Source organism: Pseudomonas sp. Arb-4-2C, from assembly GCF_055755015.1.
Map to the genome: position 1 here is coordinate 1,531,647 of NZ_CM146899.1, position 16,889 is coordinate 1,548,535.

The 16,889-nt window shown below is 59.0% G+C and carries 20 protein-coding genes; 19 read left to right on the top strand and 1 reads right to left on the bottom strand.

The features are described from left to right. Nucleotide 1: 1 nt before the first annotated feature. The 17 genes from AC0J41_RS07030 (at nucleotide 2) to AC0J41_RS07110 (ending at nucleotide 13,774) form a co-directional block, all read left to right on the top strand. Complete coding sequence (locus tag AC0J41_RS07030; RefSeq protein WP_473014967.1) at nucleotides 2-328, top strand: GPW/gp25 family protein; 327 nt, start codon at nucleotides 2-4, stop codon at nucleotides 326-328. Beyond that, nucleotides 325-1,209 (top strand): baseplate assembly protein, encoded by an 885-nt coding sequence (locus AC0J41_RS07035; protein ID WP_473014968.1) that lies wholly within the window; start codon nucleotides 325-327, stop codon nucleotides 1,207-1,209. The genes AC0J41_RS07030 and AC0J41_RS07035 overlap by 4 nt, the downstream gene beginning before the upstream one ends. Before the next feature lies 1 nt (nucleotide 1,210). After that, nucleotides 1,211-1,819, top strand: a complete 609-nt coding sequence (locus AC0J41_RS07040) for a phage tail protein I (protein ID WP_473014969.1) — start codon at nucleotides 1,211-1,213, stop codon at nucleotides 1,817-1,819. Continuing rightward, nucleotides 1,812-3,377 (top strand): phage tail protein, encoded by a 1,566-nt coding sequence (locus AC0J41_RS07045; protein WP_473014971.1) that lies wholly within the window; start codon nucleotides 1,812-1,814, stop codon nucleotides 3,375-3,377. The genes AC0J41_RS07040 and AC0J41_RS07045 overlap by 8 nt, the downstream gene beginning before the upstream one ends. Further along, nucleotides 3,378-3,809 carry a tail fiber assembly protein gene (locus tag AC0J41_RS07050; RefSeq protein ID WP_473014972.1) on the top strand — a complete coding sequence of 144 codons (432 nt, stop codon included), beginning with the start codon at nucleotides 3,378-3,380 and terminating at the stop codon, nucleotides 3,807-3,809. 103 nt (nucleotides 3,810-3,912) lie between these two features. After that, entirely contained in the window at nucleotides 3,913-5,079 is a 1,167-nt protein-coding gene (locus AC0J41_RS07055; RefSeq protein WP_473014973.1) for a phage tail sheath subtilisin-like domain-containing protein, read from the top strand. Between the two features lie 6 nt (nucleotides 5,080-5,085). Then, entirely contained in the window at nucleotides 5,086-5,595 is a 510-nt protein-coding gene (locus AC0J41_RS07060) for a phage major tail tube protein (protein ID WP_473015976.1), read from the top strand. 12 nt (nucleotides 5,596-5,607) lie between these two features. After that, on the top strand, nucleotides 5,608-5,928 hold the full coding sequence (locus AC0J41_RS07065) for a phage tail assembly protein (RefSeq protein WP_473014975.1): 321 nt from the start codon (nucleotides 5,608-5,610) through the stop codon (nucleotides 5,926-5,928). A 148-nt stretch (nucleotides 5,929-6,076) separates the two neighbouring features. Further along, nucleotides 6,077-8,701: a phage tail tape measure protein gene (locus AC0J41_RS07070; protein WP_473014977.1), complete on the top strand. Its 2,625-nt coding sequence runs from the start codon at nucleotides 6,077-6,079 to the stop codon at nucleotides 8,699-8,701. Nucleotides 8,702-8,713: 12 nt separating this feature from the next. Then, nucleotides 8,714-9,559: a phage tail protein gene (locus tag AC0J41_RS07075; RefSeq protein ID WP_473014978.1), complete on the top strand. Its 846-nt coding sequence runs from the start codon at nucleotides 8,714-8,716 to the stop codon at nucleotides 9,557-9,559. Continuing rightward, entirely contained in the window at nucleotides 9,534-9,740 is a 207-nt protein-coding gene (locus tag AC0J41_RS07080) for a tail protein X (protein ID WP_473014979.1), read from the top strand. Before AC0J41_RS07075 ends, AC0J41_RS07080 begins: the two co-directional genes overlap by 26 nt. 86 nt (nucleotides 9,741-9,826) lie before the next feature. Continuing rightward, nucleotides 9,827-10,150 carry a hypothetical protein gene (locus tag AC0J41_RS07085; RefSeq protein ID WP_473014980.1) on the top strand — a complete coding sequence of 108 codons (324 nt, stop codon included), beginning with the start codon at nucleotides 9,827-9,829 and terminating at the stop codon, nucleotides 10,148-10,150. Nucleotides 10,151-10,224: 74 nt separating this feature from the next. Next, nucleotides 10,225-11,274: a phage late control D family protein gene (locus AC0J41_RS07090; RefSeq protein ID WP_473014981.1), complete on the top strand. Its 1,050-nt coding sequence runs from the start codon at nucleotides 10,225-10,227 to the stop codon at nucleotides 11,272-11,274. 31 nt (nucleotides 11,275-11,305) lie between these two features. Next, nucleotides 11,306-11,869, top strand: a complete 564-nt coding sequence (locus tag AC0J41_RS07095) for a glycoside hydrolase family 19 protein (protein WP_473014982.1) — start codon at nucleotides 11,306-11,308, stop codon at nucleotides 11,867-11,869. Next, entirely contained in the window at nucleotides 11,851-12,393 is a 543-nt protein-coding gene (locus AC0J41_RS07100; RefSeq protein WP_473014983.1) for a lysis protein, read from the top strand. Before AC0J41_RS07095 ends, AC0J41_RS07100 begins: the two co-directional genes overlap by 19 nt. A 150-nt stretch (nucleotides 12,394-12,543) precedes the next feature. Further along, nucleotides 12,544-13,338, top strand: a complete 795-nt coding sequence (locus tag AC0J41_RS07105; RefSeq protein ID WP_473014984.1) for a DNA adenine methylase — start codon at nucleotides 12,544-12,546, stop codon at nucleotides 13,336-13,338. A 208-nt stretch (nucleotides 13,339-13,546) separates the two neighbouring features. Next, complete coding sequence (locus AC0J41_RS07110) at nucleotides 13,547-13,774, top strand: hypothetical protein (RefSeq protein ID WP_473014985.1); 228 nt, start codon at nucleotides 13,547-13,549, stop codon at nucleotides 13,772-13,774. Here AC0J41_RS07110 and AC0J41_RS07115 read toward each other — a convergent pair. Next, complete coding sequence (locus AC0J41_RS07115; RefSeq protein WP_473014987.1) at nucleotides 13,755-14,474, bottom strand: SOS response-associated peptidase family protein; 720 nt, start codon at nucleotides 14,472-14,474, stop codon at nucleotides 13,755-13,757. The two genes, AC0J41_RS07110 and AC0J41_RS07115, sit on opposite strands and share 20 nt — an antisense overlap. Nucleotides 14,475-14,569: 95 nt before the next feature. Between AC0J41_RS07115 and AC0J41_RS07120 the strand changes: the two genes are divergently transcribed. After that, the gene (locus AC0J41_RS07120) at nucleotides 14,570-14,995 is read left to right on the top strand and encodes a LexA family protein (protein WP_473014988.1); all 426 of its coding nucleotides are present in this window, start codon (nucleotides 14,570-14,572) and stop codon (nucleotides 14,993-14,995) included. Beyond that, the gene (gene umuC, locus AC0J41_RS07125; protein WP_473014989.1) at nucleotides 14,988-16,265 is read left to right on the top strand and encodes a translesion error-prone DNA polymerase V subunit UmuC; all 1,278 of its coding nucleotides are present in this window, start codon (nucleotides 14,988-14,990) and stop codon (nucleotides 16,263-16,265) included. Before AC0J41_RS07120 ends, umuC begins: the two co-directional genes overlap by 8 nt. Nucleotides 16,266-16,889 lie beyond the last annotated feature (624 nt).

Here is a 16,889-nt window from a genome sequence, read left to right on the forward strand (position 1 = left end):
GATGATCGGAATGGATCGCCACACCGGGCAACCCATCTCCGGCATTGAGCATTTACGCCAGTCCGTCGGTGACATCCTCGGCACGCCATTGGTGAGCCGCCGTGAACGTCCGGAGTACGGCAGCAAGCTGCGGCGCATGGTCAACCTGCCTGTTAACGAGGGCTGGAAAAGCGCCGTGCAGGCTGAAGCCGCCCGGGCGCTGGGGCGGTGGGAGCCACGGTTGAAGCTGGAACGGGTGCGGGTGCTGTCCGTGCTGGGCGGCAAGATCAACATACAAGTCAGCGGCGAATACCTCGGTGTGCGCGGCACGTTGGAGGTGTGGGTATGAGTACCCTAGTGGATCTGTCGGAGCTGCCGGCACCGGACGTGCTGGAACCGCTAGATTTTGAAGAGGTGTATGGCGAAGCACTCGACGTGTTTCGCGGCCACATGGGAGGTAACTGGACGGCCTCGCTGGAGAGTGATCCGGTGACCAAGTTGCTGGAGGTCGGCAGCTACATCAAGCTTGGCAACCGGGCACGGGTCAATGACGCCGCCAAGTCGCAACTTCTGGCCTATGCCACGGGCGCCGATCTGGACCACCTCGCGGCCAACGTCAATCTCAAGCGCTTGGTGATTCAGCCAGCCGACCCGCTGGCGGTGCCACCGGTCGAGGCGGTGATGGAGTCGCATGACGCACTGCGCGAGCGTGTGCAATTGGCCTATGAGGGATTGACCACCGCAGGCCCGCGCAACAGCTACATCCTGCACGCGCGCAACGCCTCGGCGCTGGTGGCTGATGCCACGGCTGAAAGCCCATCACCGGCCTGTGTGGATGTCACGGTGTTGGGTCTCGAAGGTGACGGCACAGCCAGTCCTGAACTGTTGAAGCTGGTCGCCACGGCGGTGAATGACGACGACGTGCGCCCAGTGGGGGACCGCGTCACGGTGCGTGGTGCGCAGATCCTGCGCTACCGCGTCGACGCCGTTCTGCATATGAAAGGGGCAGGCCCGGAAAACGACGCCGCGCTGGCCGAGGCGATCAAGCGGCTTGAGGCCTGGATCAATCCGCGCCGCCGTTTGGGTGTCGAGGTGGCGCGCTCTGGTGTCGATGCGCAGTTGCACATTGCCGGTGTGGCCCGCGTGGAGCTCAAGGACTGGCTGGATCTGAAGCCGACCAAGGCGCAGGCAGCGTACTGCACCGGTTATACCGTCGTGCTGGGAGGTTGATATGCGCAGTCTTTTGCCACTCAACAGCACTCCCCTGGAACGGGGTATCGAGGCGACGTTCGCCGAAAACACGTTGATTCCGTTGCGCACCTTGTACAACCCTGACACCTGTCCGGTGCACCTGCTGCCGCATCTGGCCTGGGCCTGGTCGGTCGACCGCTGGGATCCTTCGTGGTCGGAGTCGGTCAAGCGTGCTGCCATCAAGGCGTCGTTCTTCATCCACAAGCACAAGGGCACCATCGGCGCCTTGCGTCGAGTGGTCGAGCCGCTGGGCTACCTGATCGAGATCGTCGAATGGTTCAACACCGTGCCGCAAGGCGTGCCGGGCACCTTCGCGCTGAAGGTGGGGGTGCTGGACACCGGCATCACCGAGGAAATGTATCTCGAACTTGAACGCCTGATCGACGACGCCAAACCCGTAAGCCGGCACCTTACCGGGTTGGCGATCAGCCTCGAGACCCAAGGCAATCTGAATATCGGAGTGTCCCTTTACGAAGGCGATGTCATCGATGTTTACCCGCCAGTCATGCGTGACATCGAAGTCACTGGCAGCTTTGGCGTGGTCGGCCGCGAACACACCATAGACACCCTGGACGTTTATTATGATTGATGCGAATTCGCAGTTTTTTGCGATCCTCACAAATGTGGGGATGGCCAAACAGGCGAATGCCGATGCGCTCGGCATTGCCTGGAAAATCACCGACATGGGGATTGGGGATGGCAACCCGGCAGGTGTCGCCGCTCCGGCCAATCCCATTCCGTCGGCCAGCCAGACCAAGCTACTCAACGAGTGGCGCCGCAAGCCTCTGAATCAGCTTCGAGTTGATCCGGTCAACCCGGCAGTGATCATCGCCGAGCAGATCATTCCGGCCGATGAGGGCGGCAAGTGGATCCGCGAAATAGGCCTGTACGACGCGGATGGCGATCTGGTCGCCGTCGCAAACTGTGCGCCAAGTTTCAAGCCGTTGCTGTCGCAAGGCTCGGGCCGCACGCAGGTGGTTCGGATGAACTTTGTGGTGTCTAGTACCGGGAACATCACGCTCAGGATTGACCCGGCTGTCGTGCTGGCTACCCGGGAATATGTTGATCAGCGGATCATGGAAGAGCTATACAAACTCGACAACAAACAGTCGGTGCGGGCAGCCACCACGGCCAACATCGCACTGGCGGGCCTGCAGACGCTAGATGGTGTTGTATTGGCAGTCGGTGATCGGGTGCTGGTGAAAAATCAGATCGCCGCCAAGGACAACGGACTGTACATCGCAGCAGCGGGTGCATGGGCGAGAGCAGCTGACGCTGACAGCAGTGCGGAAGTGACATCGGCCCTGTTGGTGTCAGTCGAGCAGGGGACGACTCTGGCTGATACGCGCTGGCAGTTGATCACTGATGGCTCGATTGTTCTCGGCACCACAGCGCTGACCTTCCAGAACGTCACTTATGGGTTTGCCCCCCTGAACTCTCCGGCTTTTTTGGGTACGCCAACCGTACCGACGCCGGGCCAATTCGATACCAGCTCATTGGCGGTCAACGCCGCGTTTGTACAGCGGGCGCTGGGTAACTTTAGCGGCCAAACGACAATCAGCGCTCCGGCGGCCGCACTGACGCCGTCAATGTCGGGGCGTCGCATTGTCGTCACTGGACCCGCAACCCTGACGCTGCCGTTGTTGAGTGCAAGCCCTAGCGGCTCTAAGTTCTACATTCAGAATATTGGGACCGGCGATGTCGTGGTGTCTCGACAGGGCGCGGATGTGATTGTGGCGCTGGCCAAGAACCTGAACAGCATCACTATCCCGCCATCCTCTAACGGTGTGATCGCGTGCGGGGACACCAACTACGTGTTTGAGGAAGGAGTCGCAGCGCTGAAGTATTCAGCGGAGTTTGCTTGCTCGTTCTCGGGAACGTCTTGGAAAAAAGGCCCAGGCGGCGATATCGAGCAATGGGGCACTTACCTCAGCCTTGCAGCCAACACCAATGTCGAGATCATGTTGCCGGTCGCTTTTGTTGACCCGCCGACGTGCCTGAACCTGACGTTTGCCAACTTTTCCAACGATGAGGCTGTTGGCCGCGTGCCGGCGCTTCAAGCGCGTGCGTGGACGAGAAACAGCATCACAGTGAGGAATCTTTCGAGTTTCCCCGCTTCATTTTTCTGGAATGTGAAGGGGCGTTGAATGACGATTTTCTATAGCGCAAAGACTCCCGGCTTTTTCAGTGATGAGAACGAGGCGCCGATTCCGGCGGACGCGGTCCAGATCACCGAAGAAGAACAGGCGGCGCTGCTTGAAGGGCAAACCCGAGGCGGGCGCATTGTGCCCGATAGCAAGGGGTTTCCAGTCTTGGCAGCGGGGCTTGCACCGACTGCTGAGGCGCTTGAGGCGGTCGAACGTATCTGGCGTGATGCCCAATTGCTCCCCACGGATGCGCTGGTCTCACGGCACCGCGACGAGATCGAGGACGGCGGTGTGACTTCGATCACGACTGAGCAGTACGCAGAGCTGCAGGCTTACCGCCGGCAGTTGCGTGACTGGCCGCAAGGGGAGGAATTCCCGCTCGCGGAACACCGACCGACAGCACCGATCTGGCTGACCGAACAAACCACCTGAACGCCCCGCACTGACGGGGCGTTTTTTATTCCCCCACGTGTAACACCATCACCTTGAGCCTCGCACACACGCGGGGCTTTTTCGTTTCTGGAGAATGAGCCTTATGAGTTTCTTTCACGGCGTCACGACCACCTCGGTCGATACCGGCGCACGCACCATCTCGCTGCCGTCCTCATCGATCATCGGCCTGTGCGACACCTTCAGCCCTGGCTTGGTGGGCGGCGGTACGGCCAAGGCCGGCGAGCTCAAGCTGATCACCACCGAGCGCGAAGCCATTGCAGCATTTGGCGCGGGATCGGCAATTACCCAGGCCTGCCTGGCGATCTATAAAAAAGTCAAGGCGGTGATCGTTGCCATCGGCGTGCCGAAGATGGATGACCCGGCGCTGCAGACCTCGGCCATCATCGGCGGCGTCCTGGAGTCCGGTCAACGTACCGGCCTGCAGGGTCTGCTCGATGGCAAGAGTCTGTTCAATGCCCAGCCGCGATTGCTGATTGCCCCCGGCCATTCGGCAAAGCAAGCGGTGGCCACGGCCATGGATAGCCTGGCGCAGAAGCTACGGGCTATCGGGATCATCGACGGACCATGCACCACCGATGAGGCCGCCATGGCCTACGCGAAAAACTTCGGCAGTCGTAACCTGTTCATGGTCGACCCCGGTGTGCAGTTCTGGGACACCGGTGAAAGCAAGACGGTGGACGCGCCCGGTTCGGCCTGGACTGCCGGCCTGTTTGCTTGGGCGGATGCGACCTATGGTTTCTGGGCCTCGCCGTCGAACAAGGAGTTTACCGGCATCACCGGTACCACCCGTGCGGTCGAGTACCTGGACGGCGACGAGACCTGCCGAGCCAACCTGCTCAACAACGCCAACATCACCACGATCATTCGTGATGACGGTTTCCGTCTCTGGGGTAACCGCACGCTGTCGAGCGATCCGAAATGGGCATTCGTCACCCGCGTGCGCACGCTGTTCATCCTCATGGATGCGGTACAGGCCGGCCACAAATGGGCAGTCGACCGCTCGATCACCAAGACCTACGTCAAGGACGTCACCGACGGCCTGGAAGCGTTCATGCGCGACCTGAAAAACCAAGGCGCGGTGATCAACTTCGAGGTGTTCCCGGATCACGAGCTGAACACGGCCAGCCAGATCGAGCAGGGCAAGGTGTACTGGCGGATCCGCTTCACCGACGTGCCACCGGCTGAAAACCCGAACTTCCTTTTTGAGGTCACCAACGAGTGGATGACCGAAGTGCTAGAAGCTGCCTAAGGAGGCATCCTGATGATTCCTGAAGTTCTCTCTAACTGCGCCGGGTTTATCGACGGCGTCAGTTTTGCCGGTGAAATGCCGAGCCTCACCTTGCCCAAGGTGGTTCTGAAAACCGAAGCCTATCGAGGCGGCGGCATGGCCGGCGAGGTCGAGATCCCGACCGGCGTGGAAAAGCTTGAAGCCGGTTTCACCACCAACGGTGTTCGCCGTGAAGCGCTCAAGTTCTTCGGCCTGTCTGATCGCACCGCCTGCAGCGCAGTGTTCCGCGGCTCGTTCAAAGGCCTCAAGGGCAAGGTCATCCCGGTGATCGTCACCATGCGTGGCGGTATCAAGGAAGTCGACATGGGCGACTGGAAGCCCGGCGACAAGGCCGAGACCAAACACAACATGGCACTGACCTACTACAAGCTCGAAGTCGCCGGTCGGGTGGTTTACGAGATCGACATGCTGGGCATGGTCCTGGTCGTCAACGGCGTCGACCAGCTCGCTGACGAACGTTCGGCCCTGGGCCTTTAAGGACACGATGAAATGACGCAAACCAATCAAGCTACTCAAGAAAAACAACTGCCAAGCTGGCTGCAACTGACCGAGGAAGGCTTTCGCATCTCACTGCGACACCCCACCGAGCTGTCTGGTGTAATGGTCGACACGCTGACTCTTCGGGCGCCGTGCGTGCGAGACATTCGAGCCGCGCAAGCGACCTGCAACGGCGATGAAGAAAAGCGCGAAATGTCGCTGTTTTCCTCGCTGACGCAGACCGCTGAACAGGATCTGATGGCCCTCAAACTGGTCGACTACATGCGCCTGCAGAAAGGCTATTTTCGTCTGGTCCAAGACGACGAGGTTTGATGGACCAACGTTGAAGGGGCTGGCCAAGCGGCTGGCCAAGGAGACCGGTTTCTCGGCGGCCGAGATCATGGCCATGCCCTTCAACGACATCGTGTGGTGGCTCACGGACTGAGCCATTTCCAATCATCCTCGACCCCAGGACACGCACATGGCGAAGAACCTCGCACTCGGCTTTGTCATCGGCGGTGCCGTCGATCCGACGGTGGGCAAAGCGTTCAAGGACGTCGAAAGCAAGATCCAGCACTTGGACTCGGTCGGCAGCAAAGCCCGGGTGTTGCAGAACACCATCGGCGACACCATGCGTCTGCGCGAGGAATGGCGCAAGGCGCACGCAACCGGCGCCGCCGGTGCCGACAAGCTGTTGTCCAAATACGAAAAGAACCTCGACCTTCTCAAGAAACAGGGCGTCGAGGTCGGGCGGCTGACTAAGGCCTACGCCACGATGGGCCGTGTCGCCGCCGGTGCTGAACTCAAGGCGCTCGGCCACCGGCAACTGGATGAAGGTCGGCAGGGAATGAAAAGCACCCTCGGCCAGGCCGGTGCACTGACTGCTGCCGTGGCGATTCCGACCAAGGTCAGTGCGGACTACGGCGCGATCATTCGTGACATCGCGATCAAGGCCAACATTGCCAACACGCCGGAAGAAACGCAGCTCTCCAAAACCGTGGTCGACACATCGCGTGATACGGGCATGGCGCGCAACCAGGTCGCTGAGTTGGTCAACGCCCTGGTCGGCGCCGGCATGGAGCTGGATAAGGCATTGGCCTATGCACCGACGGCGGCCAAGTTCGCTGTGGGGCAGGGTTCGGATGGCACTGAAACCGCCAAGATGATCAACGCCTTGGGGCAGAACGCCAAGATCACCGATCCGGCCGTGATGCAAAAGGCGCTGGAGGCCATCGCCTATCAGGGACAGGCAGGCAGTTTCGAAGCGGTCGACATGGCCAAGTGGTTTCCTGAGCTGTTGGCCGGTATGGGCAAGCTGGGCATCACCGACATGGACTCGGTGTCGCAGTTGGGCGCGATGTTGCAGGTGCAGATGAAGACTGCCGGCGGCTCGGACGAAGCGGCCAACAACCTCAAAAACTGGATGGAGAAAATCGGCTCCGGCGAAACGGTCAAGGCCTATGCGAAGGCGGGCATCGATTACAAGGGGTCGATGCAGACCGGTCTGCAGAACGGCAAATCCACACTGGAGTCCAGTTTCGCGCTGGCTCAGAAGTACATCGAAGCGACGGACCCGAAGCGCGCCGCCGAGATGGCCAAAGCTGTGGCCGGCATTAGCAAGGAGAGTGATCCGGAAAAGGCCAAGGGCATGATTAAGTCCCTTGAAGAGGCCTTGCGTACCGGCGACCTGTTTGCCGACATGCAGGTCAAGGCCGCTTTGACCGCGTACATGCAGAACAAGGATCTGTATGAGCAGTTGAAGAAAGACTCGGCCAATGCCACCGGGATCCTCGACAAAAACCTGGCTGAGCGCCGGCAAACGTCTGCGCAAAAGTGGTCCGAGATGGCCCAGAGCATGGACGATGCCATGCGCAGCATCGGTGATGCGATTCGCCCGGTCACTGATGCGGTGGCGGATGGGATCACGAATGTCAGCCGTCAGCTCGCGGGACTGTCCGATGAGTCACCGCGTGTGGTGACGGCCATCGGCACCGCGGTGGCGGGCCTGATCGCGCTCAAGGGGGCTGTCAGTGCATTCAAGATGGGTAAGGGTCTGATGAATATCGGGCGCGGCACCTTGATGGGCAACCCGAACATTCCGCAAAAGGTCATCGTCACCAACCTGTCGGCTATGGGCGGCGGACTGGATGCCGGCGATTTTGATACCGGTCGTGATGAGAAAAAAGGCAAGGGTGGAAAAGGCGGTAGGGGCGGCGGTAAAGAGGGTATCACCCGTGGAGGCGGGGGCGGTCCTAGCGTCGGTTCTGTGGTGAAAGGAACCGCCGTGGTCGCCATCGCTGAGGCAGGTTACAAGGCCTGGGACACCTATCAGAACGCCGAAACTCAGGATGAAAAAGCCGAAGGGTACGGGCAAGCGGCGGGTGGCTTGGCCGGCACATTGGCCGGTGCTGCAGCGGGGGCCGCTATCGGATCGGCCATTCCCATCATTGGCACCATGGTCGGCGGATTGATTGGCGGTTATCTCGGTTACATGGGTGGCGACGCACTTGGCGGTTTTGCGGGCAAAGAGCTGTTCGGAACCCCTGAAGCGCTCAAGAAAGTGCCGGATGCCGGGCCGCTGATGATGGTTAATGCCGGGCAGAACATTCCGCCGGTAATGGGCGATGTCGCCCGTTCATTTGCGCCGGTACCGGTCGTCAAAGACATGGTTCAGCCGCAACCGAAAATGTTGCCGCTGCTGACCGGTGCTGCGCCCGTACCTCAAGCGACTCCCGACAGTCCCAAGCCGTTACCTGCTCCGATGCAAGCGCTGGCGGCACAGGTTCCAAAGTCACCTGTTTCCAAGCCTCTGTTGCCTGAACGGGAGCCGACTGCAACAGCATTGGGGGATGTCACGCGTGCATTGAATCAGACGGCATCCCCGGCGGTACCGGCGATGCTCGCACCGCCTGTTGCTGCGAAACCCCAGTCGACCAAAGTTGAGCAGCGGTTCGATATTCAGGCGCCCCTGCATGTCACGGTACAGGGCGACGTAAAGGATCCGGCGCAACTGGCGCGAGAGCTTCAACCCTACATCGATCAGCAGTGGCGTCAGTCCACCCAGCAGTTGCAAAACCGCTCGCTGTTCGACGAACCGCATGTGTAACGAGGAGAGCCAATGGCCTACATGGAACAGCTGCAATCGGGACTGATGAATCTTGCAGCAGCAGGAGAGAGTGGTCGGCGTAGCCTCGACGGCATGATGGGGCCAGTCAACGGTGCCATCAGCGAGATCAGCGGCGCGGCCTCGGAGCTGGAAGGCATTCCCTTCGTTGGTCCGGCGATGGGGGCAAAGCTGCAGCGTGTCATGCGTGGCGTCAATGCCGCTCAGGCCAAGGTCGGCCAGGTGGTGGCCACGTACAACAAAGCCACGCGTGCTGTATCGCAGATCGATGAACGCATGGGTGAGCTGAAGGAACAGGCCGCCCGGGCGTCCACCGCAATCAACAAAGTCGCCGGCAAGGTCAGCCCGTCGCTGGCCAACATCGTTCCGACCGGTTCGTTGGGTGGTGATGCCACGCCATTGCCGGAAGCGGTGAAGCCGTTCCCGCATCTACTGATCGTGCAACCGCAGGATCCGCAAGCTCAGCCCTACTACTTCAATCTGGACACCGCAGCTTTTGATGAACTGAGGCGCTCGACTGAGTTTAGATGGGCCTCGCAGGAGCGACTGACCCGGCGGCCGGCACAACAAGCGGTCGGCATCGGTGAGGAAAAGATCACGCTCAAGGGCGCGATCTTTCCCGGCTTCAAAGGCGGGATCAAACAACTGGACACTCTGCGCAGCCTCGGTGCCCAACTCAAGCCGATGACCTTGACCACCGGCTATGGCGACGTGCTCGGCACCTGGTGCCTGAAGAGCGTTGAAGAAGAACAGAGCGCGCTGCTGCAGGGCGGGATCCCGCGCAAGCAGGCGTTTACTTTGGAGTTTGTGCGTTATGGCGACGACCTGCAGAACGTCTGATGGGGATCTGCTGGACACCCTGTGTTACCACGCCTATGGGCATCTTGAGGGCACGGTTGAGGGGGTGCTCGATGCCAATCAGGGCTTGGCCGATGAGGTGCAACCTTACCGCGCCGGCATCGTAATCGAGTTCCCGGATCTGCCGGCACCCAGTAATGATGGGGTGATGTTGTGGGAGTAACCGGACATAAGTGGCTGATGTCAATTTGCCGTTAATTTCAGGCGCCGATAGACTCGCCTTTTTTTGCAAGGCGTGAGAGACCCTTTATGGAAAGATCGACAGAGTTAAGGAAAGTAAAACGGAGCCTTTGGGGGGAACTCAACTATCGCCTGAACTGGATAATTTTCGGAACCATCGGCGCAATCCTCCTGTGTTTCATCCCTGTGCTGGGCTGGTTTCTGGCCTTGGGAATGGCGTTCGCGATCCTCTACAAAACCTTTGGGTTTCGGGAAACCTTCTTAGAGGGAAGCTGCCCGGCCTGCACCAAATCGCTCCCTGTCGACCCCAAGACGGATGTATTTGCCTGCCCTGTGTGCCACAGCTGCATTGCTGTGCGAGAAGACAGCCTGGTGATTATCAAAATCGATTGATCTGCAACGCTTCGTCTGCAGACAACGTCATCAACTCAGCCCGCCTTGTGCGGGCTTTTTTATGGACAGCACAAATGACTCCAGCCTTTCGCGTGGTGGCCGATGGTGCCGACATCACCGCGCTGATCAATGACCGGCTGCTGCAGCTGAAAACCACCGACAAGCCCGGCATGGAATCCGATGAGTTCGAGCTGCGCATTGATGACCGCGATGGCGCGGTAGTGCTGCCCCCTCGCGGGGCCAGCATCGAGATCTTTCTGGGTTACGCTGAAACGTCGCTGACACGCATCGGCCGCTATGTCGTCGACGAGATCGAGTTATCCGGCCCGCCGGATACGCTGGTGATCACCGGCAAGGCCAGCGACATGCGCGGCAGTGGCAAGACGATCCGCAGCGGTAGTTGGGAAAACGTACCGTTGTCACGAATTGTGGCCGACGTCGCCGCACGCAATGGCTGGCAATCGGTGTGTCCGGTGCTAACCAAGGTGCCGCGTGCCGATCAGCTCAATGAATCGGACTTCAATTTCATCACCCGTCTGGCCAAGCAGTACGACTGCACGGCCAAGGTCGCCGACGGCAAGCTGCTGGTGATGTCACGTCAGGGCGGGCAGAGCGCCTCGGGCAAATCCTTCGGTGTGGTGCTGATCCAACGGCGCGACGTCAGTCGCTTTCAGTTTCGGCTCGGGGATCGCAACACGCACAAGGCTGTATCGACCAAGCACCAGGACAAGAAAACTGGAAAGCTCGCGGTAGTCACCTTGGACAACGACGAGTCGCCGGACGGGTTGCCGCCGGTGCACAGCGACCGCCACATCTATCCGAACAAGTCTGCAGCCGAAGCCGCTGCTAAGGCTCGACTCACCGCCTTCAACCGCTCCACCGCCGGTGTCCGGCTGGAAATGCCCGGACGTACCGACCTGTTCGCCGAACGCTCGATCAATGCCCAAGGTTTCAAGGTCGGCCTCGATGGCGAGTACCTGGTCGATTCGGTGGAGCAAGTGTTCACCCAAGCCGGCTGGAGCACGACGGTCGAGTGCAACGGCGGCAAGAAGGGTAAAGCGAAAGCCAAGGGCAAGAAGAAAAAAGCTGCAAAGGATCTGAAGGTCGTTCAGCTCAAGCAATAGCGCCGCATCCTCACAAATCAAGGAGACATCGATGTCACTGACCGAACAGCAACTGCAATCCATCATGCCCAACGCCCGCCGCCAAGCGGGCGTTTTTGTATCTGCGCTCAACGCAGCCATGGCCCGCCGGCAGATCAACACCCCGAAACGCCAAGCCGCGTTCCTGGCTCAAATCGGACACGAGTCCGGTCAGCTGCAGTACGTCCGGGAGCTGGGCGGCGACCAATACTTGAGCAAATACGACACCGGTGCCCTGGCCGCGAAACTGGGCAACACCCTGGCAGCGGACGGCGATGGCCAGCGTTATCGCGGTCGGGGTCTGATCCAGGTCACCGGCCACGACAATTACCTGCGCTGCAGCTTGGCGCTGTTCGGTGACGAGCGATTGCTGCGCACGCCTGAGCTGTTGGAACTCCCGCAGTGGGCCGCCGAGTCGGCTGCGTGGTTCTGGTCCATGAATGGGCTGAACGCGCTGGCTGATCAAAACGAATTCAACACGATTACCCGCAGAATCAACGGCGGTCTCAATGGCCTGCAGGATCGGCTGGAGCTGTGGGGGCGGGCGAGGGCGGTGTTATGCGTCTCGGCGAACTGATCCCTGCACCGTATCGGTTAGTGGCCAAGGGCTTGATGCTGGTCTTCATGGCCGGAGGTTCTGTGGCCATTACCTGGCAAGTACAGGATTGGCGCTACGGCAAACAGCTCGCAGAGCAGGCCCGCCTCCACACCGAAACTCTCAACCAACTGAATCTGGCCTCGGCCGCGCAGCAGCGTGACGAACAGGATAGACGCCTCGCGCTCGAGCAGAGCTTGGCCATCAGCGAACAAACCCATTACCGAGCCTTGAGCGATGTCCAACGTGATCAAGGTCGCCTGCGCGACCGCCTTGCCACTGCTGATCTGCGCCTGTCAGTCCTACTCGACGCTACCAACGGCGCCGGCAACGGATCGGTGTCAGCCGCCACCGCCACCGGCGGCGTGGTTCATGGCCCCACAAGAGCCGAACTTGACCCAGCGCATGCTCAACGAATTATCGGCGTCACCGATGACGGCGACCGGGGGCTGATTGCCCTCGCGGCCTGTCAGGCATACGCCAAAGAAGTCTCAACACCGAAGTGAAAAAGAGCGGCCGGTCCGGATGCGTCAACATCCAGACCGACCGCCGTCCCTGCAGATTGCCCCTGCAAGTCCAGCCAAGGCTCTTGCTCCGTGCACAAAGCGCGGCGAGCCTAGCACCTGTTTATCCATACAGTAAAGGTCTTGCTATCAATGTCTACACCCATCATCCCTTGGATGGGCGGCAAACGCCGCCTGGCCGACCGCCTCATTCCGCTTTTTCCGCCACACGAATGCTACGTTGAAGTCTTTGCCGGTGGTGCCGCGCTCTACTTCATGAAGCCCCAGCCATCGCCGGTCGAAGTCCTCAACGACATCAACGGCGACCTGGTCACGCTTTACCGCGTCGTGCAGAACCACCTCGAAGAGTTTGTGCGCCAATTCAAATGGGCGCTCAGCTCGCGGCAGGTGTTCGAATGGCAGAAAATGACCCGCCCCGAAACCCTCACCGATATCCAGCGCGCCGCCCGATTCTTCTACCTGCAGCACCACGCCTTTGCGGGCAAGGTCTCGGGGCAGACGTTCGGCACGGCGACGACTGCCCCGGCCATCAACCTGCTGCGCATCGAGGAAAACCTCTCGGCTGCGTGGCAACGCTTGTCCGGCACCTACGTCGAAAACCTCCCCTGGCTTGAATGCGCAGAACGCTACGACCGTGCCCACACGTTCCACTACATGGATCCGCCCTACTGGCAAACCGCCGGGTATGGTGTGGACTTTCCGTTCGAGAACTACGAGCGGATGGCCGACTTCATGCGCCGTTGCAAAGGCAAGGTGATGGTCAGCATCAACGACCATCCGGACATTCGCCGCGTGTTCGACGGCTTCCACTTCGAGACTCTGGACATCCGCTATACCACAGCCAATCAACGGCAGGGGAAGGCAGAGGTCAGTGGCGAACTGGTGATCTTCAACTGGGAGCCGGCGGCGCTTGGAGGCCTTTTTTAACCATGCGAATGAACACAGCGTGAGCTTCATATTCTGGCGTTTGGCCATGATTGCTGGTGCCGGATTTGTGCCCCATCATGCTTATTCATCTAAGTGATAGATCAACATGAACAAGACCCTGGCTGCGCTTTCTTTTCTAATGACGCTTAGCTGGGTCACTGTTGTGCTGTTGGTGATGTATTTGATGTCGCAGTGAAGGTAAGGGACGATGGAAGGCGTAGTGCTTAATGACAAAATGAAGCGAGAGGCTGACCGCCTGCTCGCTCAAATCGTGGGCGCTGACTCTATGATTGTTGCTGTAAAAGCGGGCGCCAGAGCAGATGGGTTTGTTCTCGGTTTGGAAACCGCCAGGGCGTTGAGGGACGGCGATGCAGACCGGTTATATGTCATCTTTGAAGCGGCTCTTGTTGAGCGGCTCAAGGCCTTGGCGCGCTGAATAAGTCATCAGCCTGATTCGCGTCGATTGGGGCCAGTAAATGTGGGCCTTGATTGCGTACGTTGCCGATGGCCCGATCAATCCTGAACCACTCGAACTTCTGCGCTGGTTCTCCCTGGAGAAGCGCCATTTGCTCGGCGCGCTCTTTAGGCGTGGCTGGGTCCAACCACTCCCTTGCCAACTCAGGTGAGAGAACTACCGGCCTGCGGTCATGGATGTCGACCATGCCGCCTTCACTGTCAGCGGTGATGATTACAAAGCCGTCGTGCTCACCGGCACGTTGCTGTTCATGCGGGTATTGGCCAATGGCCGCGCAGAGGATGGGGGATCGATCCCGATGCCTGATCAGATAGGGCTGCTTTTTTGACTCGCCTTCGTCGACCCATTCGAACCAGTTATTGATCGCGATGATCGCCCGATGCGGCCAGATTGCGCGAAAGAATGGTCCGTGGGCGACCTTTTCCACTCGAGCATTGATCGGTGCGGCACGATCCTTCGCCCAGTGTGGTCGCCATCCCCATCTAACCATATCGGCGTGAAGGTAATCCCCTTCCTGGTGGAAGAGGGCGAGCTGCATGGTTGGCGCGGCGTTATAACGTCGAAACGGCTGCTCGCCGGTCGAGTTGATCATAGCATTCGGCATGCTGAGGGCGGCCACGAAGTCGTGAATGCCATCGTACTGTGAAAGCCGTCCGCACATCACTCGCCCGCCTATCAGATATTTACTACAGAAATTGACCGCAAGACGATCTGAAAGTTAACTGTATATTCGTACAGTTCTGGAAGTCGTGCGTCATGAGCTTTTCAATCGTAGGCCCAATTGGTGTGGCCGGTCGGAAATTACCCCTCTGCCTTTTTCGCGTGCCCGCCGGATTTCCCTCGCCTGCGGCGGATCACATCGAGGCGCATATCTCGTTGGACGAGGTGCTCAACATCCGAGCGCCTCATGTCTACCTGGTGAAAATTTCCGGTGAGAGCATGCAGGGCGCGGGAATCTTTGATGGCGATCTGGCAGTGGTGGATCGCTCACTTGAACCCGTACACGGGCACATAGTCGTTGCTTTGCTGAACAACGACCCACTGTGCAAGCGCCTGTGCATCCGGGGAAAGGACGTCATCCTTCTATCAGAAAATCCGAAGTACCCACCCCGATACGTGCTGGAGGGAGATGAGCTGTCAATCTGGGGTGTGATCATCGGCAGCGTGCGCAGCCATGTCTAACGCCATGCCGGTTTTCGGCCTGATCGATTGCAACAGTTTCTACGCCAGTTGCGAGCGAGTGTTTCGTCCGGATCTGGCAAGGGTGCCCATCGTCGTGCTGTCGAACAACGACGGTTGTGTGATCGCTCGAAGCTACGATGCCAAGCCGTTCGTGAAGATGGGCGAGCCGTACTTTCAGATCAAGCACAAGCTAAAGCAGCACGGCATCGTCGCTTTTTCCTCGAACTATGCGCTGTACGGCGACATGAGTGAGCGGGTCATGACGTTGATTGAGTCGATGGTACCCGCAGTCGAGGTGTATAGCATTGACGAAGCGTTCGTCAACCTCGCTGGCATCCACGAACTGGATAGCCTGGGCCGAGAGATTCGGAGCCGGGTGCTTAGGTGTGCGGGCATTCCGGTAGGTGTAGGGATCGCTCACACCAAAACCCTAGCCAAGCTTGCCAACCATACCGCAAAGCGCTTGCAAGCCCAGACAGGGGGAGTGGTCAATATTTGTGACTCAGTAAAGCGTGATTGGGTGTTGCGCAATACCGACGTCGCGGAGGTCTGGGGGGTAGGGCGGCGTATGAAAGCGCACCTCGATGCTATGGGCATTAAGAGTGCGATGGATCTGGCAAAGGCCAACCCATGTACTCTGCGTAAAAATTTCAGCGTTGTGATCGAAAAGACGGCGCGAGAACTCGCGGGTACGCCGTGTCTAGAGCTGAACGAACCCGATCCGCCCAAACAGGAGATCTGCTGCAGCCGGATGTTCGGTTCTCGACTCACCGAACTAGCGCCGATCAAGGAAGCGGTGGCCACGTATATGATGCGCGCATCAGAAAAACTCAGGGCGCAAAACTCGCTGTGTAAGAAAGTGCGAGTGAGCATCCGCACCGGTATGTTCAACCCGGAGGAGGCGAAGTACGCCAATGGTGTGGTGATCGATATGCCTTACCCCACTGATGACGTCCGGCTACTGACCAAGTCTGCAGTCGATGCGCTGGATCGGGTATATCGCCCTGGGTTTAAGTACAGCAAGGCAGAGGTGTTGCTGATGAACCTGTGTCAGCCAGGTGAATACACGGACGATCTGTTTGCGGCTTCTCAACCGGCGGAATCTTCCAAGGTCATGGCCGTACTGGATCAGATCAACGACCGTTGGGGAAGGGGGACGCTGCGAGCGGCGAGCGTCCCTAGCAAGCCAGAGTGGGCCATGCGGCGTGAAATGATGAGCCAGAGCTACACGACTCGCATGGATCAATTGTGGACGATCAACTGTAGGTAGGAGACGTCTGCTATCGGCCCAGAAGCGGACATCCGGGAACTACTGCCTCCGGCCAAAAGCAGTCATTGCCAATGGTTAACCATCGCGTAGGTCAGGCATTAAATCATCCACTAAACTAATGCGGACAACTACCCAGGAGACATTCTTTCCATGCAAAGCTCGTCTTTATTGGCGTGTCCCTCCTGCTCCTCAAAATTGAGTCGAACAGCGCAACGGCGCATGACTCCTTTTTTTGGGGAGTTTCCCGCAGTCCCGTGTGTTTCTTGCGGGGCACCTTTGCGATGGCATGTGGCTCTTCATCGCAGACTTCGGGTTGGCGGGATGATCTTCCGGCTCGGGGTCTGCGGCATTGCTATAGCATTGCCGTTTGTTTTTCTATTAAGCAAAAATCACTTGGCAATAGTTGTCACGGGGGGCAGCATCATACTTTCATTTGTTGGGATACTTGTCACCGCAACCCGGACAGTTACCCCTCTCGTTGAAGTCATAGAGAGCGATGCAGGAATGCGTTGATGACTGAACGAGAGATGGGGACAGATTTTTTCTGGAATATATCTGTCCCATTTTTTGGTCGTCCCATTTTTGATTTCAAGTGGTGATGATTGCCGAGCTAGCGGTGAATCA

What these genes read in the sequence shown, in the direction of transcription:
- AC0J41_RS07115 (WP_473014987.1), bottom strand. Translation starts at nt 14,474, where the DNA reads ATGTGCGGACGGCTTTCACAGTACGATGGCATTCACGACTTCGTGGCC.
- AC0J41_RS07045 (WP_473014971.1), top strand. Translation starts at nt 1,812, where the DNA reads ATGATTGATGCGAATTCGCAGTTTTTTGCGATCCTCACAAATGTGGGG.
- AC0J41_RS07070 (WP_473014977.1), top strand. Translation starts at nt 6,077, where the DNA reads ATGGCGAAGAACCTCGCACTCGGCTTTGTCATCGGCGGTGCCGTCGAT.
- AC0J41_RS07075 (WP_473014978.1), top strand. Translation starts at nt 8,714, where the DNA reads ATGGCCTACATGGAACAGCTGCAATCGGGACTGATGAATCTTGCAGCA.
- AC0J41_RS07095 (WP_473014982.1), top strand. Translation starts at nt 11,306, where the DNA reads ATGTCACTGACCGAACAGCAACTGCAATCCATCATGCCCAACGCCCGC.
- AC0J41_RS07065 (WP_473014975.1), top strand. Translation starts at nt 5,608, where the DNA reads ATGACGCAAACCAATCAAGCTACTCAAGAAAAACAACTGCCAAGCTGG.
- AC0J41_RS07040 (WP_473014969.1), top strand. Translation starts at nt 1,211, where the DNA reads ATGCGCAGTCTTTTGCCACTCAACAGCACTCCCCTGGAACGGGGTATC.
- AC0J41_RS07100 (WP_473014983.1), top strand. Translation starts at nt 11,851, where the DNA reads ATGCGTCTCGGCGAACTGATCCCTGCACCGTATCGGTTAGTGGCCAAG.
- AC0J41_RS07110 (WP_473014985.1), top strand. Translation starts at nt 13,547, where the DNA reads ATGGAAGGCGTAGTGCTTAATGACAAAATGAAGCGAGAGGCTGACCGC.
- umuC (WP_473014989.1), top strand. Translation starts at nt 14,988, where the DNA reads ATGTCTAACGCCATGCCGGTTTTCGGCCTGATCGATTGCAACAGTTTC.
- AC0J41_RS07050 (WP_473014972.1), top strand. Translation starts at nt 3,378, where the DNA reads ATGACGATTTTCTATAGCGCAAAGACTCCCGGCTTTTTCAGTGATGAG.
- AC0J41_RS07055 (WP_473014973.1), top strand. Translation starts at nt 3,913, where the DNA reads ATGAGTTTCTTTCACGGCGTCACGACCACCTCGGTCGATACCGGCGCA.
- AC0J41_RS07030 (WP_473014967.1), top strand. Translation starts at nt 2, where the DNA reads ATGATCGGAATGGATCGCCACACCGGGCAACCCATCTCCGGCATTGAG.
- AC0J41_RS07105 (WP_473014984.1), top strand. Translation starts at nt 12,544, where the DNA reads ATGTCTACACCCATCATCCCTTGGATGGGCGGCAAACGCCGCCTGGCC.
- AC0J41_RS07085 (WP_473014980.1), top strand. Translation starts at nt 9,827, where the DNA reads ATGGAAAGATCGACAGAGTTAAGGAAAGTAAAACGGAGCCTTTGGGGG.
- AC0J41_RS07120 (WP_473014988.1), top strand. Translation starts at nt 14,570, where the DNA reads ATGAGCTTTTCAATCGTAGGCCCAATTGGTGTGGCCGGTCGGAAATTA.
- AC0J41_RS07080 (WP_473014979.1), top strand. Translation starts at nt 9,534, where the DNA reads ATGGCGACGACCTGCAGAACGTCTGATGGGGATCTGCTGGACACCCTG.
- AC0J41_RS07035 (WP_473014968.1), top strand. Translation starts at nt 325, where the DNA reads ATGAGTACCCTAGTGGATCTGTCGGAGCTGCCGGCACCGGACGTGCTG.
- AC0J41_RS07090 (WP_473014981.1), top strand. Translation starts at nt 10,225, where the DNA reads ATGACTCCAGCCTTTCGCGTGGTGGCCGATGGTGCCGACATCACCGCG.